Genomic DNA, 23,153 nt, shown 5'->3' on the forward strand with positions numbered 1-23,153 from the left:
CCCACACAAACCCCCCCCCCCCCCCCCCCCCCCCCCCCCCCCCCCGGCCGCGATCGATCAGCTCGCGTCGTCGAACGTCGGGCCGTCCCAGCCGTCGACGAATTTCGGCAGCGCGTCGACGACGTCGATCACGCGATGCCGGTAGAACAGGTGCATCGTCGGCTGCAGGTCGCCGGGCAACTGCCCGCCGTGCGCACGCGCGGCCAGGCTGTTCGGCACGACACGCATGCCGAGCCGGTTGGTGCCGAACACGATCTCGCCGCACGACGCGCAGTACGTGCGCGACATCGACTTCGCCGGATGCGGGAACGTCGCGTGGCCGCCTTCGACGGCCACCTGCTCCGGCGGCCACGCGGTCGCGGACAGCACCGGCGTGCCGTAGAAATCGCGGCAGGTCGCGCAATGGCAGTTCGCGCGCGCCGCCGGCTCGCCGCGCAGCGTCACGGTGACGGTGCCGCACAGGCAACTCGCGGAATGCGTTCGGGTCATGTCGTCTCCTCGAAGAAAGGAGGCGACAGTATAGGAGCATGCGGGCAACGTTGCAGCCGCAACGATCGCTGCGCGTCAGAACTTCTGGCGCAGGCCGAGGCTGACGATGGCCTGCGACCGCGAATCGGACGAGTGGCCGTTCGCCTTGTCGGACACCGACGCGGTCGCCGCCACCGGCCGGCCCATCGCGTCGAGCGTCATGCCCGACGCATGCTGGTACGCGCCGAGCAGGTACACGCTGGTGCGCTTCGACAGGTCATAGACGGCGCCGAGCGTGACGTTGTGATACTGCGCGCGGTCGTCCACGCCATCGACATCGCTGCCGCGCGTGTAGCTGTAGCCCGCGAACAGTTGCGTCTGCGGGCGCACGTTCCAGCGCGTGAACACGCCCACGACGTTGAACGTCGCGTGGCCCGTGAACAGCGACTGGCCGCCGCTGCGGTACTGCACGTTGCTGTAGTCCACGCCGACGACGGCCGGGCCGAAGTCGTAGGTCGCGCCGGTCGCGATGATCTGCTGCGATTGCGCGCTCGCATAGCCTTCGTTGATCGACGAGTTGAACAGCCCGTCGTCGGTGCTCTGCCACTTGCCGGTCGTCGGGTCGGTCGCGCCCGTCTTGCTGTTGTCCGAACGCTCGAAGCCGACCCCGACGCGCAGCGGGCCTGCCGCGTAACCGGCGCCGACGCTCCACGTGTTGCGCTGCTTCATGCTGCCCGGCTGGCTGCCGAAGCCGTACAGCGCGCCGAACGTGAAGCCCGAGTAGTTGGCGCTCGTGTACTTGATCGAGCTGTCGACACGCGCGGTCTGGTCGAGGTCGTCGATATCGCCTGGGTGCGCGCCGAAGCCGCCGATGTACGACGATGGGCCGACCGGGCTCACGAAGTCGTCGAGCGACGTGTACTGGCGGCCGAGCGAGACCGTGCCGTAGCGATCGCTGCCGAGACCGACGAACGTCTGGCGGCCGAACTGGCGGCCGCCCTGGCCCGACGTGCCGTTCGTGATGTCGAAGCCGTTCTCGAGGACGAACAGCGCGCGCAGCCCGCCGCCGAGATCCTCGGAACCCTTGATGCCCCAGCGACTGCCGGACAGGTTGCCGGTCGTGAGCGCGACGTCCGAATGGCCGGTGTACGCGCCCGCCGAGCCGACCCGCTCGTTGCTGCGATAGGTCACGCCCGCATCGACGATGCCGTACAGCGTGACGGAGCTTTGCGCGGCGGCGATGCCCGCGAGCGAGAGCAGCAGCGGGGCTGCGATCAGTTGCTTGTTCATGATTGTCGTGTCTCCGGGCGGTGAACCCGTTGTTCTGGCTGTCAGTTGCGAGTAGCGCGCGGGCGGCGAGATCCACCGGCGGTGCGAGGCCGGTGACGCGCGCGCGACGGCGCGGCGGGCATGCCCGCTGCGGCCGTCATGGTAAATGGAACCGGTTCCGGTCGAAAGCGGAATAATGAAAACAGTTTGTTTCCAAAATCGAGATAGTGGAACGGAGGCCGTATGCGCCGTGCGCCGTCCCTGTACAGCTCCGGCGGGCGCAGCCGATAATCGAACGCGCGCCGTCCATCGGGAGAGCCTTCATGCATGAAACGACCTTGCTGATCTTCGCCGCCGTCGCCTTCGTCGGCATCGCGACGCCCGGCCCGACCGTGCTGCTCGCGCTCGCCGGGTCGCTCGCGCTGTACCGGCGTCACGCGGCATAGGAGCGGATACCGATGAGAATCGCTGCACCGCCCCGCTCCGGCTTTCCCGGCCTGTCGCTACGCCAGCTCGACCGCGCCGACCTCGACGCGTGGCACGCGTATCTGACGAACCCCGACGTCTTCCGCCACACGAGCTGGAACCTGCGCTCGCCCGACGATCTGCTGCCGCTGTTCGACGCCATCGAGTCGACCGACCCGGATTCGATCCGGCGCCTTGCCGTGATCGACGATGCATCGGGCGCACTCGCCGGGACGATCGGCCTGCATACCGTGTCCACCATGAACCGCTCGGCGGAGATCGCATACGATCTCGCGCCGTCGCACTGGGGGCGCGGGATCGCGAGCGCGCTGTGCGCGGCCGTCACCGCGTGGGCATTCGCGGACGGCGGCTTCATGCGCATGCAGGCCGTCGTGCTGACCAGCAACGCGGGCTCCGCGCGCGTGCTGCAAAAGTGCGGCTACCGCTACGAAGGGCTGTTGCGCGCGTACAAGATCGTGCGCGGCACGCCGGGCGATTTCGCGATGTACGCGCGCCTCGCGACCGACTGACGCGCCCCCGCGGCTTCACGTCAACCCGCTCACGGCTGCGCGGGCGCACGCCATTGGACGGCCTGCGCCGAATTGGGGACAATCGCCGTTTCCGTCCACGACGATCCGCCATGAAAATCGCCGCGCTGTCCGACATCCACGGCAACCTCGCCGCACTCGACGCCGTGCTCGACGACGTCCGCCGCCGCGGTGCCGATGTGATCGTCAATCTCGGCGACATCCTGTCGGGCGCGCTCCATCCGGCCGAAACGGCCGACCGCCTGATCGCGCTCGACCTGCCGACCATCAAGGGCAACCACGAACGGCAACTGCTCACCGGCGATCGCGAGTCGATGCGGCTGTCGGATCGCTGGGCGCACGACACGCTGCGCGCCGATCATCTCGACTGGATCGCTGCGCTGCCCGAACGCGCGATGCTCGGCGACGACGTGTTGATGGTGCACGGCACGCCGGACAGCGACCTCGTCTATTTCCTCGAAACGGTCACGCCCGACGGCTGCCGTGCGGCCACGCCCGATGAAATCGCGCGGCGCGCGGGCGACGCACCGGCGTCACTGATCCTGTGCGGCCACACGCACATCCCGCGGACGGCAAAGCTCGACGACGGCCGGCTGATCGTCAACCCGGGCAGCGTCGGGCTGCAGGCGTACACGGACGACCTGCCGCATCCGCACCGCATCGAAACGGGTTCGCCGCATGCGCGCTACGCGATGGTGTCGCGCACGGCGGCCGGCTGGAACGTCGAATTCCATGCGGTCGAATACGACTGGCACACGGCAGCGGCCACCGCGGCCACGCGCGGCCGCGACGACTGGGTCGTCGCGCTGCGCACCGGCCGTTGCTGATACGCCCGCCCCATCATCCCGCTTCGCTTCGTTCACCGGAAAACCGCACCGCCATGCCCGTTCCGTCGCAACTGCTTTTCCTGCCCGGCGCATCGGGCAGCACCGCCTTCTGGCAACCGCTCGCCAGCCTCCTGACACATCCGGCCGAGCGCCGGATCGTCAGCTATCCGGGCTTCGGCGACACGCCGCACGATCCGGCCGTCGACGATTTCGACAGCCTCGTGCGCCGCGTGCTGGACACGATCGACCGGCCGACCGCCGTGATCGCGCAATCGATGGGCGGCGTGATCGCGATGCGCGCGGCGCTCGACAAGCCCGAACTGATCACGCACCTCGTGCTGACGGTCACGTCCGGCGGACTCGACATGGCAGGGCTCGGCGCGCAGGACTGGCGCACCGGTTTCGCGGAAGCCAACCCGCAGCTTCCCGACTGGTTCCTGACGTTCCATGCCGACCTGTCGCAAGAAATCGGCCGCATCGCGCAGCCGACGCTGCTGCTGTGGGGCGACGACGATCCGATCAGCCCCGTCGCGGCCGGCCGGCGCCTGCTCGAACGGCTACACGATGCACAACTGCATGTCGTGCCGGGCGGCCGGCACGATCTCGCGGCCGTGCATGCGTCCACGCTCGCACCGCTCGTCGATGCGCATCTGCAGCGCGTGTGAGGTCGCGCGCTTCGGCTTCGGCTTCAGTTTCGACACGCCCCTGAAACCGCGACGCTCACGCGCCGCATCCCGTCACACCACATTCCTCAATGTGAGCCGTGCCTCGAGCCCGCTACCGTCCGTCCGGTTGTTCAGCGTGAGCGTGCCGCCCGTCGCGAGCGCGAGTTGCCGCGCGATCGCCAGGCCGAGCCCCGTGCCGCCCGTCTCGCGATTGCGCGACGTCTCCACGCGCCGGAACGGCTCGAACACCGCGTCGAGCTGATCGTCCGGAATGCCGGGCCCGCGGTCGAGCACCGCGATCACCGCGCCGCCATCCGGCGCGGCGTGCACGTCGATCTCGGCCGCGCCCGCGAACTTCAGCGCGTTGTCGACGAGGTTGCCGACGATGCGCCGCAGCGCCTTCGGCCGCGTGACGAGCGCGAGCGGCGCGCGGCTGTGCAGCGCGACGTCCTGCCCCGCATCCGTGTAGTCGCACACGATGCTGTCGAGCAGCGCATCGAGATCGGTGCGGCGCGCGGCCTCCTCGGTGCCGTGCAGCGTCCGCGCGTACGCGACGCCCTCCTTCACCAGATGCTCCATCTCGAGCAGATCCTGGCGCAGCTTCGCGCCCTGCACGTCGTCGTCCATCATGTCAGCGCGCAAGCGCATCCGCGTAATCGGCGTCTGCAGGTCGTGCGAGATCGACGCGAGAATCTGCATGCGCTCGGCCATGTACTGCGCGATGCGATCCTGCATCGCATTGAACGCCCTGGCGGCGCGCGCGACTTCCGACGGCCCGCCCTCGTTCAGCCGCTCGCCCTTCAGATCGGGGCCGAGCGCATCGGCGGCTTGCGCGAGCTGCTTGAGCGGCCGCGTCGCGAGCCGCACCGCGAGCCAGCAGCACGCGGCCAGCACCGCGAGCTGCAGCGCGAGCACGACCGGCAGCCAGCCCGACAGCGGCACCGTCGACATCGGGTGGATGTCGATCGTCAGCGGCGACCCGTCGGTCAGGCGCAGATGCACCTGCAGATGTTCGCGATCGCCGGGGATCGCGTTCGCGGTCAGCGGGTAGTCGCCGCCGATGCCGTCGGAGATCGAGCGCTCGACACGCGCCGACAGCCGCGCTTCCGGCGGCGTGCCGGTCTCGCCGGGCCCGAGGATGAACGCATAGCTGCGCCGCGCGAGGCGCGGCAGCCACGCGGCCCGCTCGGCCGGCGGCAGGTGGTCGAGCAGCGCGACCGAGCTCGCGACCTCGCGCTCGATGTAGCCCATCATCAGGTTGGTGGTCGCCTGGTCGCGCTCGGTCACGGTGAGCCAGAACGACAGCGTCTGCGCAAGCGCGAGGCCCACGCACAGGATCAGCGCGAGCCGCGCGAACAGCGAGCGCGGCCAGTGCCACGGCATGCGCGCGCTCATGGCGTACCGTCGACGGCGGTCACGGCCGACGAGAACACATAGCCCTCGTTGCGCAGCGTCTTGATGTAGCGCGGTTCGCGCGCGCCGTCGCGCAGGCGCTGGCGCAGCCGGCTCACGAGCAGGTCGATCGACCGGTCGAACGGGTCGGACTGCCGCCCCTGCGTAAGATTGAGCAACTGGTCGCGCGTCAGCACACGTTGCGGGTTGTCGAGAAACACGCGCAGCAGCCGGTATTCGGCGCCGCTCAGCGCGACCAGCGTGCCTTCGGCATCGAGCAGGTGGCGCCCGGTCGTGTCGAGCCGCCATTCGCCGAACGCGAGCAGCTCCGCTGTTTCCGTCACCTGCATGCCGGGCGGCAGCATGCGCGCGCGGCGCAGCACCGAGCGGATCCGCGCGAGCAGCTCGCGCACCGCGAACGGCTTGGCCAGGTAATCGTCGGCGCCCATCTCGAGGCCGATGATGCGATCGGTTTCCTCGCCGCGTGCGGTCAGCATCAGCACGGGCACAGTCCGGAACTTGCCGGCGCGCAGGTCGCGGCACAGCGCGAGGCCGTCCTCGCCCGGCAGCATCAGGTCGAGCACGATCAGGTCGGGCGCGCCGTCGTCCAGCACGTTGCGCATCTCGCGGCCGTTCGCGGCCAGCGACACGCGCATGCCGTTCTTCTCCAGATAGTCCGCGATCAGTTCGCGGATCGCGCGATCGTCGTCGACGATCAGCACGTGGTCGATCTTGTCCATGAGTCGTTGTCGGTGTCGAGGTGTTCGGGCAGGCGATGTCCGCTTTTATACCGCACGGCGGGCATGCGTTTGTATCCCAATGTATCGCGCCGCCGTGACGACACACAACGTTGCACACGCGTGGCTCGCCGGACACATCGCAGATACGTCGGCGCCGCCTAATGGGGCCTGTCGAAACCCGTCCGGCCACCGCCTTCGAGCGGCGGCCTCCCGCTCAGGAGAACGCCATGCTGCCCCGACTCAAGATCGCCGCCCTCGTCATCGCCCTGGCCGCCACGGCCGGGCTCGCCGCCTTCGCGGGCACCCGCGACGACGCGGGCATGCCGACTTCGCAGGCCGGTACCGCAGCGCCCGATTTCACGGGCATCGACCGCTGGCACAACACCGCGCCGCTGACGCTCGGCCAGTTGCGCGGCAAGGTCGTGCTCGTCGATTTCTGGACGTACTCGTGCATCAACTGCATTCATACGATTCCGTACGTGAAGGAGTGGGACCGGAAGTACCGCGACCAGGGGCTCGTCGTGGTCGGCGTGCATACGCCCGAATATCCGTTCGAGCGCGACGCGGGCAACGTCGCCGATGCGATCAAGCGCTTCGGCATCCGCTATCCGGTCGCGCAGGACAACCGCTACGACACGTGGCGTGCGTACGGCAACCAGTACTGGCCCGCGCTGTATTTGATCGACGCGAACGGGAAGGTCGTCTATACGCGCTATGGCGAAGGCGAGTACGACAAGACCGAGGCCGCGATTCGCGGCGCGCTCGCGCAGGCCGGTGAAAGCGCGAAGGGCACGACGCGCACGCAGTAACGAACCCACGCGCGGGCGTGGCACTCGCCCGCGCGGGCCCGCGAATCGGTTGCGTTCACCCGCGCTTCGCGTCGGCCGCCTCGATCATCGCTTCCCCGATCGCGAGGTTGCCGTTCGCGACCAGCGCATCACCCGCGCCGCGGATATCGGCCTCGTCCTTGTTCTGCCCGAGCTTGCGCTTGCCGACGAGGCGCGTGATCTCGATCTGCATCCCGACGATCGACTGCAGCATCTCGTCGAGATAATCCGCCGGCGCGTCGCCCATCTTCCACGGCACCGGCTGCGATGCCTCGTGCGTGCGCGTCAGCCGGGCGACCACGCCGCGCACGAACTTCTCGTCGTCGCGTACCGTGATGCGGCCGTGCGCATGCACGACCACGTAGTTCCACGTCGGCACCTGCCGGTGCGCCACATGCTTGCTCGGATACCAGGTCGGCGAGATATACGCGTCCCCCGCGCGGAAGATCACGAGCACCTCGTCGCCGTTCGCGACGTCCCGCCAGACCGGATTCGCGCGCGAGACGTGCGCGTGCAGTTCGCCGAGCCCGCCATCGCCGGGCAGCAGCTCGAACGGGATGTGGTTCGCGTCGAGCCCGCTCTTGCCGTGCGTGATCAGGCTGCCGAACGGATGCTGCACGATCAGCTCGCGCAGCGCGTCGGGGTTGGGTTCGTTGAATTCGGCGGGGACGTACATGTCGGCTCCACGGTCGTGTGGGGGTTGGAATGGATCAGGCAATGGCCTGGCATGCGGCGATTGTGGCTCCAAACTGGTTTATGCTGTAGAGCCGGTTTGGAACAATTTCAGCAGACCAGAATCATGGCAAGAACGGCCCGGAACGTCGATATCCCGTCGCTTGGCGCGCTTGACCGCGCGGCCGGCGACCTGAGCCGCCAGCTCGCGCAGGCGCTGCGAGAAGCCGTGCGGCGCGGCGACGTCCGGCCGGGCGACGCACTGCCGTCCACGCGGCTGCTGGCCGCGGCGCTGCAGGTGGCGCGCGGCACCGTCGTCGATGCGTATGCGCAACTCGTCGCCGAAGGCTTTCTCGAATCGCGCGGCGGTGCGGGCACGCGGGTCGCGAACGCGCTCGCGGAGCCACCGCCCGTCCATCCCGCCGAACCGCCCACCCGCCGCCCGCCGGCGCACGCCGGGCTGCCCGAGCCGGCCGCCACCTTCGCGCGGATCGCCAGCGAATTCCGTCCGCTGCCGGCCATGCCGTTCGCGATCTCGGTGCCGATCGGCCTCACCGCGCCCGACGACATCTGGCGCCGGCTCGGCAACCGCCTGCGCGCACGCGGCGCCGGCGCGCCGTCCGGCTATGCCGATCCGCAAGGCACGCTGCCGCTGCGCGAAGCGATTGCCGACTACGTGCGCCGATCGCGCTCGGTGCGCTGCCATGCCGGCCAGGTCGTGATCACGAGCGGCACGCAGCAGGGGCTGCATCTCGCGAGCCAGGTGCTGCTCGGCCCGGACGATCAGGCGTGGGTCGAAAATCCCGCCTATCGCGGCATCACCGCGCTGCTCGACAGCACGGGGCGGCACGACGCGATGGTGCGGGTGCCGGTCGACGCCGACGGCATCGACGTCGAGGCCGGCATCCGCGTCGCACCGGATGCGCGTGCCGCATTCGTCACGCCGTCGCACCAGTATCCGCTCGGCATGCCGCTCAGCATGGCGCGGCGCAACGCGCTGCTCGCGTGGGCGCGTGCGCGGCGCGCGTGGGTGGTCGAGGACGATTACGACAGCGAGCTGCGCTACGAAGGCTATCCGTTCCCGTCGCTGCAGGGGCTCGACCCCGATCGCGTGATCTACCTCGGCACGTTCAGCAAGATCCTGTTTCCGTCGCTGCGGCTCGGCTACGTGATCGCACCCGACGATCTCGTGCCCGCGTTCTGCGGCGCGCGTGCGCTGATGGATCGCCATGTGCCGACCGCGGACCAGCACGTGCTGGCCGCCTTCATCGCGGAAGGCCATCTCGACCGCCATATCCGCCGCGTGCGCGGTGTGTATGCGGAGCAGCGCGCGCTGCTGATCGACACGCTGGGTGCGCGGCTGCCGCGCGAACGCGCGTGGGTGCAGCCGGGCGACCAGGGGATGCACGTCGTGCTGTGGCTCGCGGAAGGGATCGACGATCTCGACGTGGTCGAGCGCGCCGCGCAAGCCGGCGTCGCGGTGCGCGCGGTGTCGCCGATGTTCGCGCCGGGCACGGCCCGCCCGGGGCTCGTGCTGGGCTTCGGCGGATTCGGCCGGGCGCAGATGGAAGCGGCCGCGCAGCGGCTCGCGGATGTGGTGTCGTCAGTGGAAACGCAGCCGCGCGTGCCGTAAGAAGTTGCTGGCGCACGCGTGTCGTCTGTCACGATCGCGCCCCTTCGCTCCGCGCGACTGCCGCATTGAGCTCCATCGTGCCGCCTCTCCGCGACGCGTGGCGCCATGCATCAGAGCGCGTGCAACGTCAGCACGCACGCAGTAGCCGGACTCACGCGAAGCGCGGCGCTCGAGATGGCTGCGAATGGGGTCGACCTTACCCCGTCGAGCACACCACGCATAAGTAACTGGGCTCGCCTGAATCCGGGGATGACGTTGTGCAAGCGCAAAGCCGAGATGTCGCGTCCTGGCGATCGCAGACGTTCAGCCCATAGGCGGCGCCCAGGGCGCGGTCGTGAACTGGTCGGCGAGATAGTCGAGCAGCACCGCGACGCGCGCGGTACGCAGCATGCCGGGCGGCGTCACGAGATTGACGTTGATGTCGGCGATCCTCCAGTCGTGCATCACTTCCTCGAGTTCGCCATCCCGTAGCGCATCGACCACCACGAATTCGGGCTGCAGCGCGAGGCCGTACCCGGCGACCAGTGCTGGCAGGATCACGTCGGCGTTGTTGGTGCGGATGCGTCCGTTCACCGGTACGGAAAATTTTTCACCCGACGTGGTGTGCCGAAACCGCCAGCAACCCGGCGTCGGCAGGTTCGTGTAGGTGAAGCAGACATGTCGCTCGAGATCGCGCGGGTGAGCCGGACGTCCGTAGCGGTCCAGGTAGGCAGGCGAAGCGACGAGCGGTCGGCGGACTGCGCAGAGCCTGCGGAAGCGCAGCGTCGAATCGTTCAGTTCGGCAATCCGGATCGCGACGTCGAAGCCACCCGGCACGACGTCGACCAGATGGTCGCTCAGCATGAGATCGATGTCGACGCTCGGGTAGCGCTCGAGAAACGCGGGCAGCACGGGCGCGAGATGCCGGAGGCTGAACGACATCGGCGCATTCACGCGCACGAGGCCGTGCGGTTCGAGCGCCTGAGCGGTTGCTTCGTTCTCGATGAGTTCGGCATCCGCGAGCAGCCGGAGCGCACGGTCGCGCAGCAGATCGCCCGTCGGGGTCAGCGACACCCTGCGCGACGTCCGGTACAGCAGCATGGTGCCGAGCCGTTGCTCGAGGCGTGCGATGGCCTTCGACACGGTCGACTGCGACGTGCCGATCAGCTCGGCGGCCTTTGCAAACGAGCCGGTTTCCGCGACGCGCGCGAAGATGGCCCAGGCGTCGAGATCAGGAAGGTGTTGCATCATGGGAATTGAATCGATGGTTGTGTGCTGGCGCGCTGGCCGGCTCGGTCCAAACGCGGTCGTTGACTGCACTGGCGGGCCGGCTCGTCACGCTGATTGACGTGCAGGCGGTCGCGCTCATCGAGTCGTTTTTCGAATACTCATCACATGAGGAATTGCTTGCGAGCGCCATCGATTTCGCGCTCGATCTCATTCTTTGCAACGGACACGTCACGACGCTCGACAGTTCGAACTCGATTGACGGAATGTGGGGAAAGTGTCGGCAACCGGCGAGCTCGACGCGACCGCGCCCGATACCCGGCGCTTATTTCATCGGCACGTTCGCGAGCACCGCCTGCGGGGGCTGATCGATGAAGATCGGCTGGCTAAGCTGCGGAGTGGGTACTTCATGTTTTCGATTGCTCATGAAGTTTGCAGTCCTTTGAATCTGAAAATGGGAGCCCGGCCTCGATCGTGCAAGCGATGGAATCCCAGTGCGCAGTGCGCTGGCATCACGGTGGCCGGGTCAACACATTTGACACGTATTCGCGTCGAAATAACACCAAAGAAACGGAATCAAACCGATTCGATTTAGCGCTTGCACTTCGTGCCAGACGAGTTCGCGCGAACGCTCGCCACCCGCGCGGACGATGCCACGCTCGTACCCGAGCGCGGATCTCGACTCGCGCGGGTGGTCTCGCGACACCCGGCAACGGCGGCTTACTGCTTCGCTACCGAAAACGCGTAAAGCTTGTGGTTGTCGCCGGCATAGGGCAGCCCGAGAATCTTGGTGTGATAGCCGGATCCCCAATAGACCGTGCCGTCGACGATCGCGGCACCTGACACGACGGCGCCACCGCTCTCGAAGCTCCACTTGATTTCGCCGGTCGACGCATCGAGTGCATACATGTTGGCGCCACTGCCCGCCAGCGAACCGGCATACACCACGCCGTTGGCCTCGGACATCGCAACGGTGTCCATCATCTGCTGCGGATCGGCGGTGCGCCAGAGTACCTTGCCGGTTGCAGCGTCGACTGCGGCCCAGATGCCGCCCTTGGTCGTCTTCGTCCCCGCCGGCGAGTTGACGTCGATGGACGCGTGATTCAGGTTGCCGATCGACACGTAGATGCGCTTGCCGTCGGCGGCCGTTCCCCACAGCATGCCGCCGAGCAGGCTGCCGGGGCCGACCTGGGCATGCCAGACGACCTTGCCCGTCTTCGGATCAAGTGCCCAGTAGACACCGCTCTTCTGGCCGGCACCGAGCAACGTGCGCTTGTGCCCGCCGACGGTCGTCGTGTACAGGTTGGGCCCCGAGCCGAAATCGTAGTCCGGGCCGTCGTCGTGGTCGTAGTTCGTCGACATGTCGGCCGACAACGTACGGGTGGCCCATGCGATCTTGCCCGTCTTCAGGTTCAATGCAACGAAACTGTCGATATGATTGCCCGGTACGGCTGCCTTGCACTTCTCTTGCCCCGGATACCGGCAAACCCCTTCCGGAACGGTGAAGTTGTTGCCGGTCGTCACGTACAGCAAGCCGGTTTCATGATCGACGACCGCCGTGTTGCCCCAGACCGAACCGCCGGTGTAGCCCTCCGGAACCATGTACGTCTTCCACAGCAGTTTGCCGCTCGTCGCGTCGAGCGCCACGACGCTGCCGCGATACTGGGGCGTTTCCTTCAGCGCCTCGGCGCGAGACGATACGCCGACGTACACGATCCCGTTGTCGATAACCGGCGAACTCGTAATGATGGCGGACTTGTCCGTATCGACCTGCGTACGCCACAGCGGCGCGCCGTCTTCGGCCTTGATGCCCAGCATGTAGGCGCCGGTCGGATTGTTGGCGATCTGCGTGCCCTGGCCGATCACCAACGTGCCTTTCCAGTATGCGGGGCTGGTGCGCGATGCATCGTTGGGAATCTGGCTGTAGTCACTGACCTTCTTGTGCCACTTGACCTGTCCGGACGCGGCATCGACGGCCCATAGCGAGCCACCGAAGTCGGGAACATAGACGACACCACCGGCTACCGTCGGCGTGGCGGACACGTTACCGTCCGTCTCGACCGACCAGCGTGGCGCCAGCTTCGCCACGTTGCTCAGGCCGATCGCGCGTTCGCCCGCGGCGCTGCGGGTATTGCGCAGATTCTGCCCGGCCATCGGCCAGTCTCCCGCGCTTTGTGCGGCAGCGGGAGCAGCAACGATGAGGCTGCTGACGATAGCGACGGCCGTCGCGATAGCCGGGTTGCGCCAGGATAGCGGCGAAGCGCGCCGATCCGCGTCTTGCCTGTAGAAGACTCGTTTCATTTTCAGCTCTCCATAAAACAGCGGTAGACAATCCCTGCCTTGCCACTACGCTCACTTTGGCGAGTCAGCGCATTCAAAAACGATCGATCATGCCGATCTGCACACCGCGCACCAGCGCACCGGGCCACGACGGCGGGAGCCCGGTTACGTTGACGCCACGCAGCGTGAAGGTCGCGTTGTTCCGATTCCGCAACCAGCCCGCACTCGCGTACAGTTGCAACGTCTTCGATAGCCTGTAATCGCACATCGCACTGAACTGATCCGCGTTGTTGCCCCTGCCGGAACGGTCGCGCACGTACGCATAGCCGAGCGAAGCATCGAGATTCGGCACGAACGCGTAGCGCAGCGATACCGCGAAACCATCGTTGTGATAAATCGGTGCACTGCCGCCCGCCCCGTTGAACCAGTCCGCAAACAAGGTGGCCTTGTCGATCCGATACGACACGCCGGCGAGATTCGCGCGCAATGCCCCGCTGCCGTGTGTCTGCTGGTGTCCGTAGGCGAGCCGCACCGGCCCGTACTGGTACGACACCGTTTCGAAGTTGCCCGCGAGCCCGTTGCCGTCGTTGTCGCTCGCCGCGCGCAGCGACATCATCACCGTTGCGTCGAAGCCCGCGATGTTCGGTGACAGGTAGGTGATCGCATTGCTCGCGTAAGGCGTGATCTTCGAGAAGTTGTTCAGCCCGGACGCTATGGTTCCCGCGCCAAATGCATCGATCTCGCCTTTGAACGGGATATAGATCGGCGAGTATTGCCGCCCGACGCGCATTTCCCCCCAGGGGCCACCCGCACCGATCCAGGCCTGGCGGTTGAACAACGTGCCCGCCGTATCGAGCGTGCCATTGGCCGAGCCGAATCCGTTCTCGAGCACGAACAGAATGTTCGTCCCGCCGCCGATCGGCTCGCTGCCGCGCAAGCCGATCCGCGACCCGCGATACGCACCCGAGTCCATCCGCGCCACCCATCCCGCCCCGGGGTTCGTGATCTCGATGCTCGTATCGATGACGCCGTACAAGGTCACGGATGACTGCGCCCACCCGAGGGACGGCGCAACGAGCAGGATGCTCAACGCACCGCACGCCTGCGCCCGTTGCCGAAAAACCGAACGAGCGCCGTTGCGCCGCTGCCGGAACCGCTTGACGCCGATCATCGATGCCGTCCTCATCTATCGTTTCAGAACGTGTGCATCACGCCGACATACGTCGTGACCTGCGATTCGCCGTCGAGCGGATGGGTGGTCGGCGTCGCGCCCAGCGGCGTCGCGAATACCGAGAAATCCGAGTGGCTTCCGTTACGCACATAAGCCACCGTGCCGTAAAGGAAGGTGCGCTTGCTCAGGTTGTAGGTCGTGCCGAGCGCGTACAGCATCGCGTGGCCGGCAGGGTCATGTGTCGCGTCGCCATTGCCGCTGCGCACGCGGACGTAGTAGCCGGCGCCCGTCACCGCCCATTGGGCATTCGCCTGCCATGTCGCACCGAGCCAGAAATGATCTGCGGTGTCCGCGAGGCCGGCCGGCGTGTCCGGCGCGGAATAGTGCGTCCAGGCCGTCTGAATCGTGAACTTCTGAATTCGCACGTTTCCGCCGACGAAATATTCACGGGAGCTCGTGAAGATGTTGCTGAACTTTCCGGTCGAATCGCGCAATTCATCGTACATGCCGCGTACGTCGAAATACGGCGAGTGGTAGGTCAGCATGACGCCGTCCGAGCGGCCGAACTCACCCGATGCGCCGTTGTTGAAGCCGCTCGCCTGGTTACCGAACGCGTATTGCGCCTGCACGTCGAAGCCATGGAAAACCGGGCTGTGGTATTCCACGTTATTGCTGGTCTGCTGCCAGTTGCGCCCGCGCACGAGGGATGCCGACGACACCGCCTGCTGCACGAACGGGTCGAACGCCCACACGCCATCGCTATCGATGAACAGGTTGCGCCCCGCCTGGAGTTGCCCCCACGTATCGTCTTTCAGGCCGACGTAGGCACGCCGCGAAAAGAGCCGTCCGCCTCCCGTCGTACCGTTCATCACTTGCAGCGCGGTTTCGAGATTGAATACCGTGGACAACCCGCCACCCAGATCCTCGTTGCCGCGCAGGCCCAGCATGCTCGTGCCCCAGTCGCCTCCTTCCGCACTGAAGCGTGTGCCGGTCTGACCCGGTGCCGTCGTGACGTGGTTCAGGTATTCGAGCCCCGCATCGACGCGGCCATACAACGTCACGCTCGATTGCGCCCATGCTGCCGGCATGAGCCCCCCCAACAACAAAGCAACCGAGATTCTCTTTCTCATCGTTCTCTCCGATGAATGCCGCCCCGACGTTCATCAAATGTTCACAGAGCTATCTTCGGCGACTGATCGGCTTTCATTTCACTTTGTATTCCTATTGATAAATGGCATGCCTCTGCTGAAAGATCCGATCTGAAATCAACTGCCTGGAACCGATTGAAACGGCAGACCGAACCGGCCAGCCATGCGGGCAAGTTGCACGCTGTTGTCCGCTCCGAACTTCTGACGGAGCATCGATTGATGGTTGGCCACGGTCTTCCGACTGATACCGAGTTTCTCGCCGATGGCGAGCAACGTATAACCCTGGATGAGCAGTCCCAGCACCTCGAACTCGCGCGCCGACAGCGTGCTGTCAACTTGTCCGCCCTGAAACGCATCGCTCGCGTGCAGCGCCTGTGCGACGTCGGGACTCAGGAATCGACGCCCACGCGCCACGGTGCGAACCGCATCGACCAGCACGTCGGGGGCACTGGCCTTGGTCACGTAACCGAGCGCCCCCGCGGCGAGCGAGCGGCGCACGAACATCGTTTCCTCACGGACACTGAATATCAGGATATGCGCTGCGCGCTCACGCGCAAGCATGCGGCGGATGGCCTCGATCCCGCTCGGGCCCGGCAGCGACACTTCCATCACGACCACATCGGGCCGCAGGGCGCAGAAGGCGGGATAGGCCTCTGCTGCATGCCTGGCCTCACCGCATACGTAAAGATCCGATTCGAACTCGATCAGTCTCTTATAGCCTTCGCGCACGACCGCATGGTCATCAACGAGCAATATAGAAAGGCGTGGGGGCACGTGGCAGGCCTCGTGTATCGAAATGTCCGACGTCTTGGCGTTTCGTCTTCACGCGTCACTGATCGCCACAATCTTGCCCCGTTTTTTCCCGGCCGAACATGCGGATTATGGAAATGTATCCATTCCATTCCCCCTTTCAGATCGATGTCATCTTCAACAGATGGAAAGGAAAACGTAATGATTTGCGATGAGGCCCGCTTGCGACGCGTGATTCTGAAGATCTGACTTTTCCTTTCCATGCCGGCGCGCGGCACACTTCGGGAAATCTTCCCGCGTGCAACCCGCGGCGCCTGTGTAATGCTCTTGTCGACCGGGCATCCAGCGATCGTCGCGCCACGCGAATGTACGACAAGGGAAGAACGATGGACCCATGCGAAAACCGCCCGGCCTCGCCGCGCTACCGGCGCCGTGTCTGTGTCGCGCTCTGCTGCGGCACCGTACTGGCAGGCGCATCGCTCGATGTCTCGGCGCAAGCCGCGCCGGCCACGGCCGACGCAGACACGCAGCTGCAGACGATCGTCGTCATCGGTACGACACCGCTGCTCGGTATCGGCACACCGCTTACGCAGGTGCCGGCAAACGTGCAAACCATCCGCGCGAGCGAGATCGGGAATCAGCATCGTGCGACGCTCACCGACTACTTCGAAAAGAACCTGCAGAGCGTCGATATCAACGAAGCGCAGGGCAACCCCTGGCAGACCGACGTGAACTATCGAGGCTCGACGGCGTCGCCGCTGCTCGGCACGCCACAGGGTCTCTCCGTGTTTCTCGACGGCGTGCGCGTGAATGAGCCGTTCGGTGACGTGGTCAATTGGGATCTCATCCCGCCGGCGGCCATCGACACGATTCAGCTGATCCCTGGATCGAACCCCACCTATGGCTTGAACACGCTCGGCGGCGCCCTCGCGATTTCGACGAAGAACGGTCGTGCGCATCCCGGCGGTGAAGTCGAGATCAGCGGCGGTTCCTGGGGGCGCAAGACCGCCCAGATCGAACAGGGCGGCACCATCGGCTCGAACCTCGACTACTACGTGACCGGCAATGTCGCGAACGACAACGGCTGGGCCGATCACAACTCGAGCAGGGTGCGTCAGGGCTTCGGCAAGCTGCGTTACACCGATTCGGATACGACGCTTTCGGTCTCGGCGGGCGGCGCGGACAATACCTTGCAGGGGTCGCAGACGATCCCGCGCTCGTTTCTCGACAACCGGCGCCAGGCCTACACGTACCCGGACCAGAACAAAAACGAGGCTGCCTGGGTCACGCTGTCGGGCGACCACTATTTCAATGACAACGTCGAGTTAAGCGGCAACGTGTATTACCGCCACTACGACAACACCAATATCAGCAGCAATAACAACAACAATTTCCAGCCCACCGATCCGAATTCGGCCGAAGGCACCAACGCGCTTTCGGACATCACGACCGATAGCTACGGCGCAAGCCTGCAACTGACGCTGCTTGGCAAGTTGCTGGCCATGAAGAATCAGTTCGTGCTCGGCGCGAACGCGGACCTGGCAAACTCGACGTATCTCGCGTCGCAACAGGACGCCTACTTCACGGCGACGCGTGCGACTGTGGGCATCGGTAACTATCAGCTCCAGACCAATGCAAAAACGCATAGCGCGAACTACGGGCTGTATTTCAGCGACACGCTCTCGCTCACACCACAGCTCTCGGCCACCGTCTCCGGACGCTACGACTGGGCACGCGCCAACATCGGCGACGAAAGCGGCCAGCAGCCTGCGCTAGACGGGCATCACACGTTCTCTCGCTTCAATCCGGCCTTCGGCGTGAACTGGAACCCCACGCCGGCGCTGACCGTCTATGCGGCCTACAACGAGGGCATGCGCTCGCCTACCGTGATCGAGCTCGCGTGCGCGGATCCGAACGCACCCTGCTCGCTGCCGAACGACTTCGTCTCCGATCCGAACCTCCAGCCCGTGATCGCCAAGACCGTTGAAATCGGCGCGCGCGGGCGCATCGGCTCGGCGACGACCTGGAACATCGCAGCCTGGCGCACGACGCTTTCCGACGACATACAGTTCGTCAGCAGCGGTGCGAGCGGCCAGGGGTATTTCCAGAACGTCGGCAAGACGCGTCGCCAGGGTTTCGAAATGGGCGCGCACACGAAGTTCGGCCCGGTCGGCATCGGCGCGAACTATAGCTACGTGGACGCGACCTATCAATCGACCTTCGTCGAAAGCAGTCAGAGCAATTCGAGCGCCGACGCGAACGGCAACATCGTCGTGCGATCAGGCGACCGCATTCCCGGCATTCCTGCGAACACGGTGAAGCTGCGACTCGACTACACACCCGTCTCGCAGGTCGATCTGGGCGCCAACCTCACATGGCGCGGCAGTATCTTCGCGCGCGGCGACGAGAACAACCAGGATACGAACGGCAAGATCGCGGGCTATTTCCTGATCGATCTCGATGCAACGTGGAATGTGACGAAACAACTGCAGCTCTTCGCGACCGTGACGAACTTGCTCAACAAGCAATACGCGAGCTTCGGCGTACTCGGCGAGAATTTCTTCAACGGACCGGGCCACACTTACGACCCCGCGAATCCCGTGAGCGAGCAGTTCGTCGGCGTGGGCGCGCCGCGTGGCGCGTGGGTGGGACTGCGCTATGCGTGGAAATGACCGCGCGGGCCCGCCCGATGTGCGACGACCGGCAGACATCGCGCCGCGCTGATCGGGCGGCCCCTCGTCACAGCAGGCCGGCCGCGATTCGTCAGCGGAATCGCATCCGCGCGAGCGGCAAAAGGTTGTCGGCGGGCAACAAACGTAATCGTCTGTAAATCCTGCAAGCAAACAGCCATTTTGGCCGGTGTCGCACGTGTGCCGTTTGCTAGGATCGCGCCTCTTCCCTCCGCGCTCCTGCCGCCTTGAATCGCTTCGTGCCGCTTCTCCGAGATGCGTGGCGCCATTGCCGCGCCCGCGTCGTACCGTTCGCCGCCGCCAGCGGCGCGCGCATCCGCGCGCTGGGCGCCGGCGTGCTGCATCGCCTGCGTCATCCGACGCGCCGCGGCGTCGCGCTGACGCTCGCCGCCATACCGGTGCTGGGCGTGCTGGTGCTGCTCGCGTTCGTCCCGTTCACGCCGAGCATCGGCGACATCCGCAAGGCGCGCATCGACCGCCCCGCGCGCGTGCTGTCCGCCGACGGCCAGCTGATCGCCGAGTTCCGGCCGGTCAACCGCGAATGGGTGCCGCTCAAGCAGATCTCGCCGCACATGGTCGACGCGCTGATCGCGACCGAGGATCACCGCTTCTACGCGCATCACGGCATCGACTGGCGCCGCACGATCGCGGCCGGGCTGCACACGTTCTCGGGCAATCGCCAGGGCGGTTCGACGATCACGCAGCAGCTCGCCCGCAACCTGTATCCGGACGAAGTCGGCCGCGCACCGACGCTCACGCGCAAGGTGAAGGAGCTGATCACTGCGTTCAAGATCGAGTCGGTGTACAGCAAGGACGAGATTCTCGAGACCTACCTGAACACCGTGCCGTTCCTGTACAACGCGTACGGCGTCGAAATGGCCGCGCGCACCTACTTCGGCAAGTCGGCCGACCAGCTCGACATCGTCGAAAGCGCGACGCTCGTCGGGATGCTGAAGGGCAACAGCTACTACAACCCGGTGCTGAATCCGGAACGCGCGGTACAGCGGCGCAACATCGTGCTCGACCGGATGGCGCAGATGCGCATGCTGACGCCGCAGCAGCTCGCGAAACTGCAGCGCCAGCCGCTGCGCGTCGACTTCGAGCCGCAGTCGGGGCAGCCCGGCCTCGCCCCGCACTTCGCGGTGCAGCTGCGCAAATGGCTGATCGCGTGGGCCGATCGCAACAACTACGATCTGTACTCGGATGGCCTCGTCGTACGCACGACGCTCGACGCGCGACTGCAGGACATGGCGACGCAGGCGCTGACGCGGCAGACCGAACGGCTGCAGGCGATTGCCGACAGCGCGTGGCGCGGCCCGTCCGGCTGCGGGCTGCGCAACGACCTGTTCCGCGGCTTCATCCGCCAGACGCCCGAGTATCGCCAGGCGCGCGACACGGGGCTTGCCGATGTGCCGGCGCTGAAGCAGCTTGGCGCCAATCGGGAATTCATGCGCGCGCTGTGCGAGCGCAAGACGCAGGTGCAGGCCGGCTTCGTCGCGATCGATCCGCGCAACGGCGCGATTCGCGCGTGGGTCGGCAGTCCCGATTTCGGCAGCGAGCCGTTCGATCACGTCTCGCAGGCGCGGCGCCAGCCGGGCTCGACGTTCAAGCCGTTCGTCTATGGCGCCGCGTTCGCGGACGGCATGCGGCCGGGCGATACGTTCGTCGACCGCCCTGTCGCGATCCCGGTCGGCGGCCGCGCAGTGTGGCGCCCCACCGATGCGGAGCCGCCGACGGGCGAGCCGATGACGCTGCGCGATGCGCTCGCGCTGTCGCGCAACCGCATCACCGCGCAGGTGATGCAGCAGGAAGGTGCCGCGAAGGTCGCGCAGCTCGCGCGTGCGATGGGTGTGCGTGAAAGCCCGCTCGACGCGGTACCGTCGCTCGCGCTCGGCACGAGCCCCGTCACGCTGAAGGAGATGGTGTCCGCGTACGGCACGATCGCGAACCGCGGCGTGTACGTCGCGCCGCAGATGATCACGCGCATCGAGGATCGCGACGGCAAGGTGCTCGCCACCTTCGGCAGCACGCCGCCCGAACGTGCGCTGCCGGCGCCCGCCGCGCAGACGCTGGTCGACGTGATGCGCGACGTCGTCGATCGCGGCACCGGCGCCGACATCCGCTCGCGCTACGGGATCCGCGTCGACGTCGCCGGCAAGACGGGCACGACGCAGGACAACGCGGACGGCTGGTTCATCCTGATGCATCCGCAGCTCGTGGCCGGCGCGTGGGTCGGCTTCGACGACGGCAGCGTGACGCTGCGCAGCGACTACTGGGGTGCGGGCGCGCACAGCGCGCTGCCGATCGTCGGTACCTTCTACGATGCGGCGCTGCGCGCGCGGGCAATCGATCCGCACGTGCAGTTCTCGCCCGACTTCCGGCCGCGCAGCGCGCCGGCGCCGCGGCGGCGCACGCAGCATCCGGGCCTGTTCGACTGGCTGAGGTTGTTCCGCTGATCGAGGGGCCGTCGGGTACGACGGCCGTCCGCTTTACGGGCGCGTCGTCGTCGCGCGCCCGTCCGAATACAACCAGACGGCCACGCCATCGTCGCGCCAAGCCGCGACCGGCTTGCCGTCGCGCCAGTTTTCCGCGATCGCGGCGCGGCGGACAGGCCACGACATCAGCAACGTGCGCCCGGCGTTGCCGTCAAACAGCGCGTCATCGCCGATCCGCGTGTAACGGGCCGGATGCAGCACGGTGCCGTCCGCACGGAACACGGTCGCGCGCACGTCGTCGCCGTCCTCGTCCAGCACGCCGGCCAGCCAGCCGTAACCGGACCCGAAGAACAGGCCGGCCAGGTCGTCGCAGCGCCCCAGCGAAATCGTCGTGCCGGCCTCCAGATCGCAGATCGCGACATGCACCGGTTCCTGCGACAAGAGGCCGACCGCATAGCGCGTGAAGAGCTCGCGCGGCACCGCCGTGTCATCCGGCAACCACGACAGCGCCCACATGTTCACGAAATCGAACGGCGTCAGCGCGCGGCCCAGCCCGTCGACGATTGCGCAACGTCCGTCACCGCGCCGCACGATGTGGCGAATCGCGCCAGGTTCGGTCACGGTCTCCGTCCGCTCGCCGTCGATCAGCCTGGCGATTTCCGCGTAATGCGGCTCGACGACCGTCCGGCCTTTCAGATCGACGAGGCCGACGCGATCGCCCCGCTGTGCGACGAACGCACCGCATTCGGACGACCATTCGAGCGACGTCCATAAGGGCTGCGCCCGCCATTGCCCGCCGCGATCGACCAGCCCCCAGTGCTCGCCTTCGCGCACCGCCACGACGGCGCCGTTCACGAACTCCTGCGCATCGTCGAAACGCGGCGGGATCACCCATGCGCCGTTCGTGTCGACGAAGCCCCAGCGTTCGTCCAGGCTCGCGGACGCCAGCCCGTCGGAGAACTCGCCGAAGTTGTCGAGCAACGGTTCGAGCACCCACGTGCCGTCCGTACGTACGAGCCCGAATCGCTCGCCGACGCGCACGCATGCGATGTCGCCCGTGAAGTCCCATACTTCGTCGAATGTCGGCTCGCGCACGACTCGCGCACCCGCCTCATCGGCGAGCAGCAGGCCGAACTGCCCATCGCGCGCCACCCACAACAACCGGTCGTCGTGCGCGCCGCTGCGCCACAGGTTCGTCCACGCCGGCGGCACGATCACGTCCCATGCATCGTTGTTCTCACGTCGGACGCCCCACAGGCCGTTGCGCCCGCGAAAGCTGAACGTGTCGTAGTCGAGCCGGCGGCCATGTACCTCGCCGGCATCGAACATCTCGGCAAACGTCACGCCGCGCGGCGGCTCCTGACGGTCGAAATAGTGATGCGACACGCCGCCGAATCCGAAGCCCCACGCCCAGTCGCGCCAGTCGGGACGCGCATCGATCTCGAGCGCGTCGCGCACGCCGCGCACATCGCGGAAGTCCATGCAGTTCGTGACCTGCCACCACAGGCGCGTGCAGGTGTCGCGCTCCTGGTCGATGAATTCGTCCGGCTCGCCGCCGGCAAGCCACGACAACTCGTCGAGATTCGCGGAAAACCGTGGCGCGCCATCCGCGTCGCCGAGTGCGTCGATCGATTCGCCGAGATGGCGTACGAGCGCATCGAACTGGCGCGCGAGCGCCGGATCGTCACCGGGCAGCGGATACGCGACGACGAACGATGCGAGCCGGCTGATGCGTGCATGCGCGGCCCGCGCATCGCTGGCGAGGTTCGGCGTACCCGCGTCGCCGAACACGCGCTGATCCGTAATCGCGTCGCCCGCGCCGCCGTCGGCGAGCAGCACGCGCCACAGCAGCGGAAAGTGATTGTTGGATTCCGCGAACTCGATCGTCCGCGCGTCGTCTCCATCACCGGCCTGGAGATACAGCCACGCTCGATTGCCCATCGGTCGACTCGCCCTCGTTGTCGTTG

General features: G+C 66.6%; 19 protein-coding genes and 1 pseudogene. 9 read left to right on the forward strand and 11 right to left on the reverse strand.

Features of this window, described 5'->3' with window-relative positions:
* Nucleotides 1-57 precede the first annotated feature (57 nt).
* Together QZM67_RS34925 and QZM67_RS34930 are read right to left on the reverse strand one after the other, a co-directional pair.
* Complete coding sequence (locus QZM67_RS34925) at nt 58-489, reverse strand: GFA family protein (protein ID WP_175023385.1); 432 nt, start codon at nt 487-489, stop codon at nt 58-60.
* A gap of 75 nt (nt 490-564) precedes the next feature.
* The gene (locus tag QZM67_RS34930; RefSeq protein ID WP_301810475.1) at nt 565-1,758 is read right to left on the reverse strand and encodes a porin; all 1,194 of its coding nucleotides are present in this window, start codon (nt 1,756-1,758) and stop codon (nt 565-567) included.
* A 302-nt stretch (nt 1,759-2,060) separates the two neighbouring features.
* Here QZM67_RS34930 and QZM67_RS34935 point away from each other — a divergent pair.
* The 4 genes and pseudogenes from QZM67_RS34935 to QZM67_RS34950 form a co-directional block, all read left to right on the forward strand.
* A pseudogene (locus tag QZM67_RS34935) lies at nt 2,061-2,144 on the forward strand (LysE family translocator); the annotation flags it as partial.
* Nucleotides 2,145-2,195: 51 nt separating this feature from the next.
* On the forward strand, nt 2,196-2,732 hold the full coding sequence (locus QZM67_RS34940) for a GNAT family N-acetyltransferase (protein WP_301810484.1): 537 nt from the start codon (nt 2,196-2,198) through the stop codon (nt 2,730-2,732).
* 110 nt (nt 2,733-2,842) lie between these two features.
* On the forward strand, nt 2,843-3,577 hold the full coding sequence (locus tag QZM67_RS34945) for a metallophosphoesterase (RefSeq protein ID WP_301810487.1): 735 nt from the start codon (nt 2,843-2,845) through the stop codon (nt 3,575-3,577).
* 53 nt (nt 3,578-3,630) lie between these two features.
* On the forward strand, nt 3,631-4,242 hold the full coding sequence (locus QZM67_RS34950; RefSeq protein WP_175023389.1) for an alpha/beta fold hydrolase: 612 nt from the start codon (nt 3,631-3,633) through the stop codon (nt 4,240-4,242).
* 72 nt (nt 4,243-4,314) lie between these two features.
* On the opposite strand, the gene QZM67_RS34955 is transcribed toward QZM67_RS34950, so the two are convergent.
* Both QZM67_RS34955 and QZM67_RS34960 read right to left on the reverse strand, forming a co-directional pair.
* Nucleotides 4,315-5,637: an ATP-binding protein gene (locus QZM67_RS34955; protein WP_301810490.1), complete on the reverse strand. Its 1,323-nt coding sequence runs from the start codon at nt 5,635-5,637 to the stop codon at nt 4,315-4,317.
* Nucleotides 5,634-6,374 carry a response regulator gene (locus QZM67_RS34960; RefSeq protein WP_043180749.1) on the reverse strand — a complete coding sequence of 247 codons (741 nt, stop codon included), beginning with the start codon at nt 6,372-6,374 and terminating at the stop codon, nt 5,634-5,636. The genes QZM67_RS34955 and QZM67_RS34960 overlap by 4 nt, the downstream gene beginning before the upstream one ends.
* Before the next feature lie 227 nt (nt 6,375-6,601).
* Here QZM67_RS34960 and QZM67_RS34965 point away from each other — a divergent pair, with 227 nt between their 5' ends.
* Nucleotides 6,602-7,183 (forward strand): thioredoxin family protein, encoded by a 582-nt coding sequence (locus tag QZM67_RS34965; RefSeq protein WP_301810493.1) that lies wholly within the window; start codon nt 6,602-6,604, stop codon nt 7,181-7,183.
* A gap of 55 nt (nt 7,184-7,238) precedes the next feature.
* Here the strand turns inward: QZM67_RS34965 and QZM67_RS34970 are convergent, their stop codons facing one another.
* Nucleotides 7,239-7,877, reverse strand: a complete 639-nt coding sequence (locus QZM67_RS34970; protein WP_301810494.1) for an FMN-binding negative transcriptional regulator — start codon at nt 7,875-7,877, stop codon at nt 7,239-7,241.
* Between the two features lie 123 nt (nt 7,878-8,000).
* Between QZM67_RS34970 and QZM67_RS34975 the strand changes: the two genes are divergently transcribed.
* Nucleotides 8,001-9,506 carry a PLP-dependent aminotransferase family protein gene (locus QZM67_RS34975; RefSeq protein WP_301810496.1) on the forward strand — a complete coding sequence of 502 codons (1,506 nt, stop codon included), beginning with the start codon at nt 8,001-8,003 and terminating at the stop codon, nt 9,504-9,506.
* A gap of 303 nt (nt 9,507-9,809) precedes the next feature.
* Here the strand turns inward: QZM67_RS34975 and QZM67_RS34980 are convergent, their stop codons facing one another.
* Nucleotides 9,810-10,733 carry a LysR family transcriptional regulator gene (locus QZM67_RS34980; RefSeq protein ID WP_301810561.1) on the reverse strand — a complete coding sequence of 308 codons (924 nt, stop codon included), beginning with the start codon at nt 10,731-10,733 and terminating at the stop codon, nt 9,810-9,812.
* 62 nt (nt 10,734-10,795) lie between these two features.
* Between QZM67_RS34980 and QZM67_RS34985 the strand changes: the two genes are divergently transcribed.
* Nucleotides 10,796-11,080, forward strand: a complete 285-nt coding sequence (locus QZM67_RS34985; protein WP_186248741.1) for a hypothetical protein — start codon at nt 10,796-10,798, stop codon at nt 11,078-11,080.
* 352 nt (nt 11,081-11,432) lie between these two features.
* On the opposite strand, the gene QZM67_RS34990 is transcribed toward QZM67_RS34985, so the two are convergent.
* The 4 genes from QZM67_RS34990 to QZM67_RS35005 all read right to left on the reverse strand — a co-directional run bounded on the left by QZM67_RS34990 (nt 11,433) and on the right by QZM67_RS35005 (nt 16,085).
* The gene (locus QZM67_RS34990; RefSeq protein ID WP_175023395.1) at nt 11,433-12,866 is read right to left on the reverse strand and encodes a PQQ-binding-like beta-propeller repeat protein; all 1,434 of its coding nucleotides are present in this window, start codon (nt 12,864-12,866) and stop codon (nt 11,433-11,435) included.
* 220 nt (nt 12,867-13,086) lie between these two features.
* Nucleotides 13,087-14,163: a porin gene (locus QZM67_RS34995; protein WP_301810562.1), complete on the reverse strand. Its 1,077-nt coding sequence runs from the start codon at nt 14,161-14,163 to the stop codon at nt 13,087-13,089.
* 23 nt (nt 14,164-14,186) lie between these two features.
* A complete protein-coding gene (locus QZM67_RS35000) occupies nt 14,187-15,293 on the reverse strand; it encodes a porin (protein WP_301810499.1) in 1,107 nt (368 codons plus the stop codon).
* A 135-nt stretch (nt 15,294-15,428) separates the two neighbouring features.
* Entirely contained in the window at nt 15,429-16,085 is a 657-nt protein-coding gene (locus QZM67_RS35005; protein WP_301810502.1) for a response regulator transcription factor, read from the reverse strand.
* Nucleotides 16,086-16,447: 362 nt separating this feature from the next.
* Here QZM67_RS35005 and QZM67_RS35010 point away from each other — a divergent pair, with 362 nt between their 5' ends.
* Entirely contained in the window at nt 16,448-18,733 is a 2,286-nt protein-coding gene (locus tag QZM67_RS35010; RefSeq protein WP_301810504.1) for a TonB-dependent receptor, read from the forward strand.
* A 245-nt stretch (nt 18,734-18,978) separates the two neighbouring features.
* Nucleotides 18,979-21,207: a penicillin-binding protein 1A gene (locus QZM67_RS35015; protein ID WP_301810506.1), complete on the forward strand. Its 2,229-nt coding sequence runs from the start codon at nt 18,979-18,981 to the stop codon at nt 21,205-21,207.
* A 33-nt stretch (nt 21,208-21,240) separates the two neighbouring features.
* Here the strand turns inward: QZM67_RS35015 and QZM67_RS35020 are convergent, their stop codons facing one another.
* Entirely contained in the window at nt 21,241-23,127 is a 1,887-nt protein-coding gene (locus QZM67_RS35020; RefSeq protein WP_301810508.1) for a WG repeat-containing protein, read from the reverse strand.
* Between the last annotated feature and the right edge of the window lie 26 nt (nt 23,128-23,153).

Source organism: Burkholderia sp. AU45251, assembly GCF_030482905.1.
GTDB classification, from domain to species: Bacteria; Pseudomonadota; Gammaproteobacteria; order Burkholderiales; family Burkholderiaceae; genus Burkholderia; species Burkholderia aenigmatica.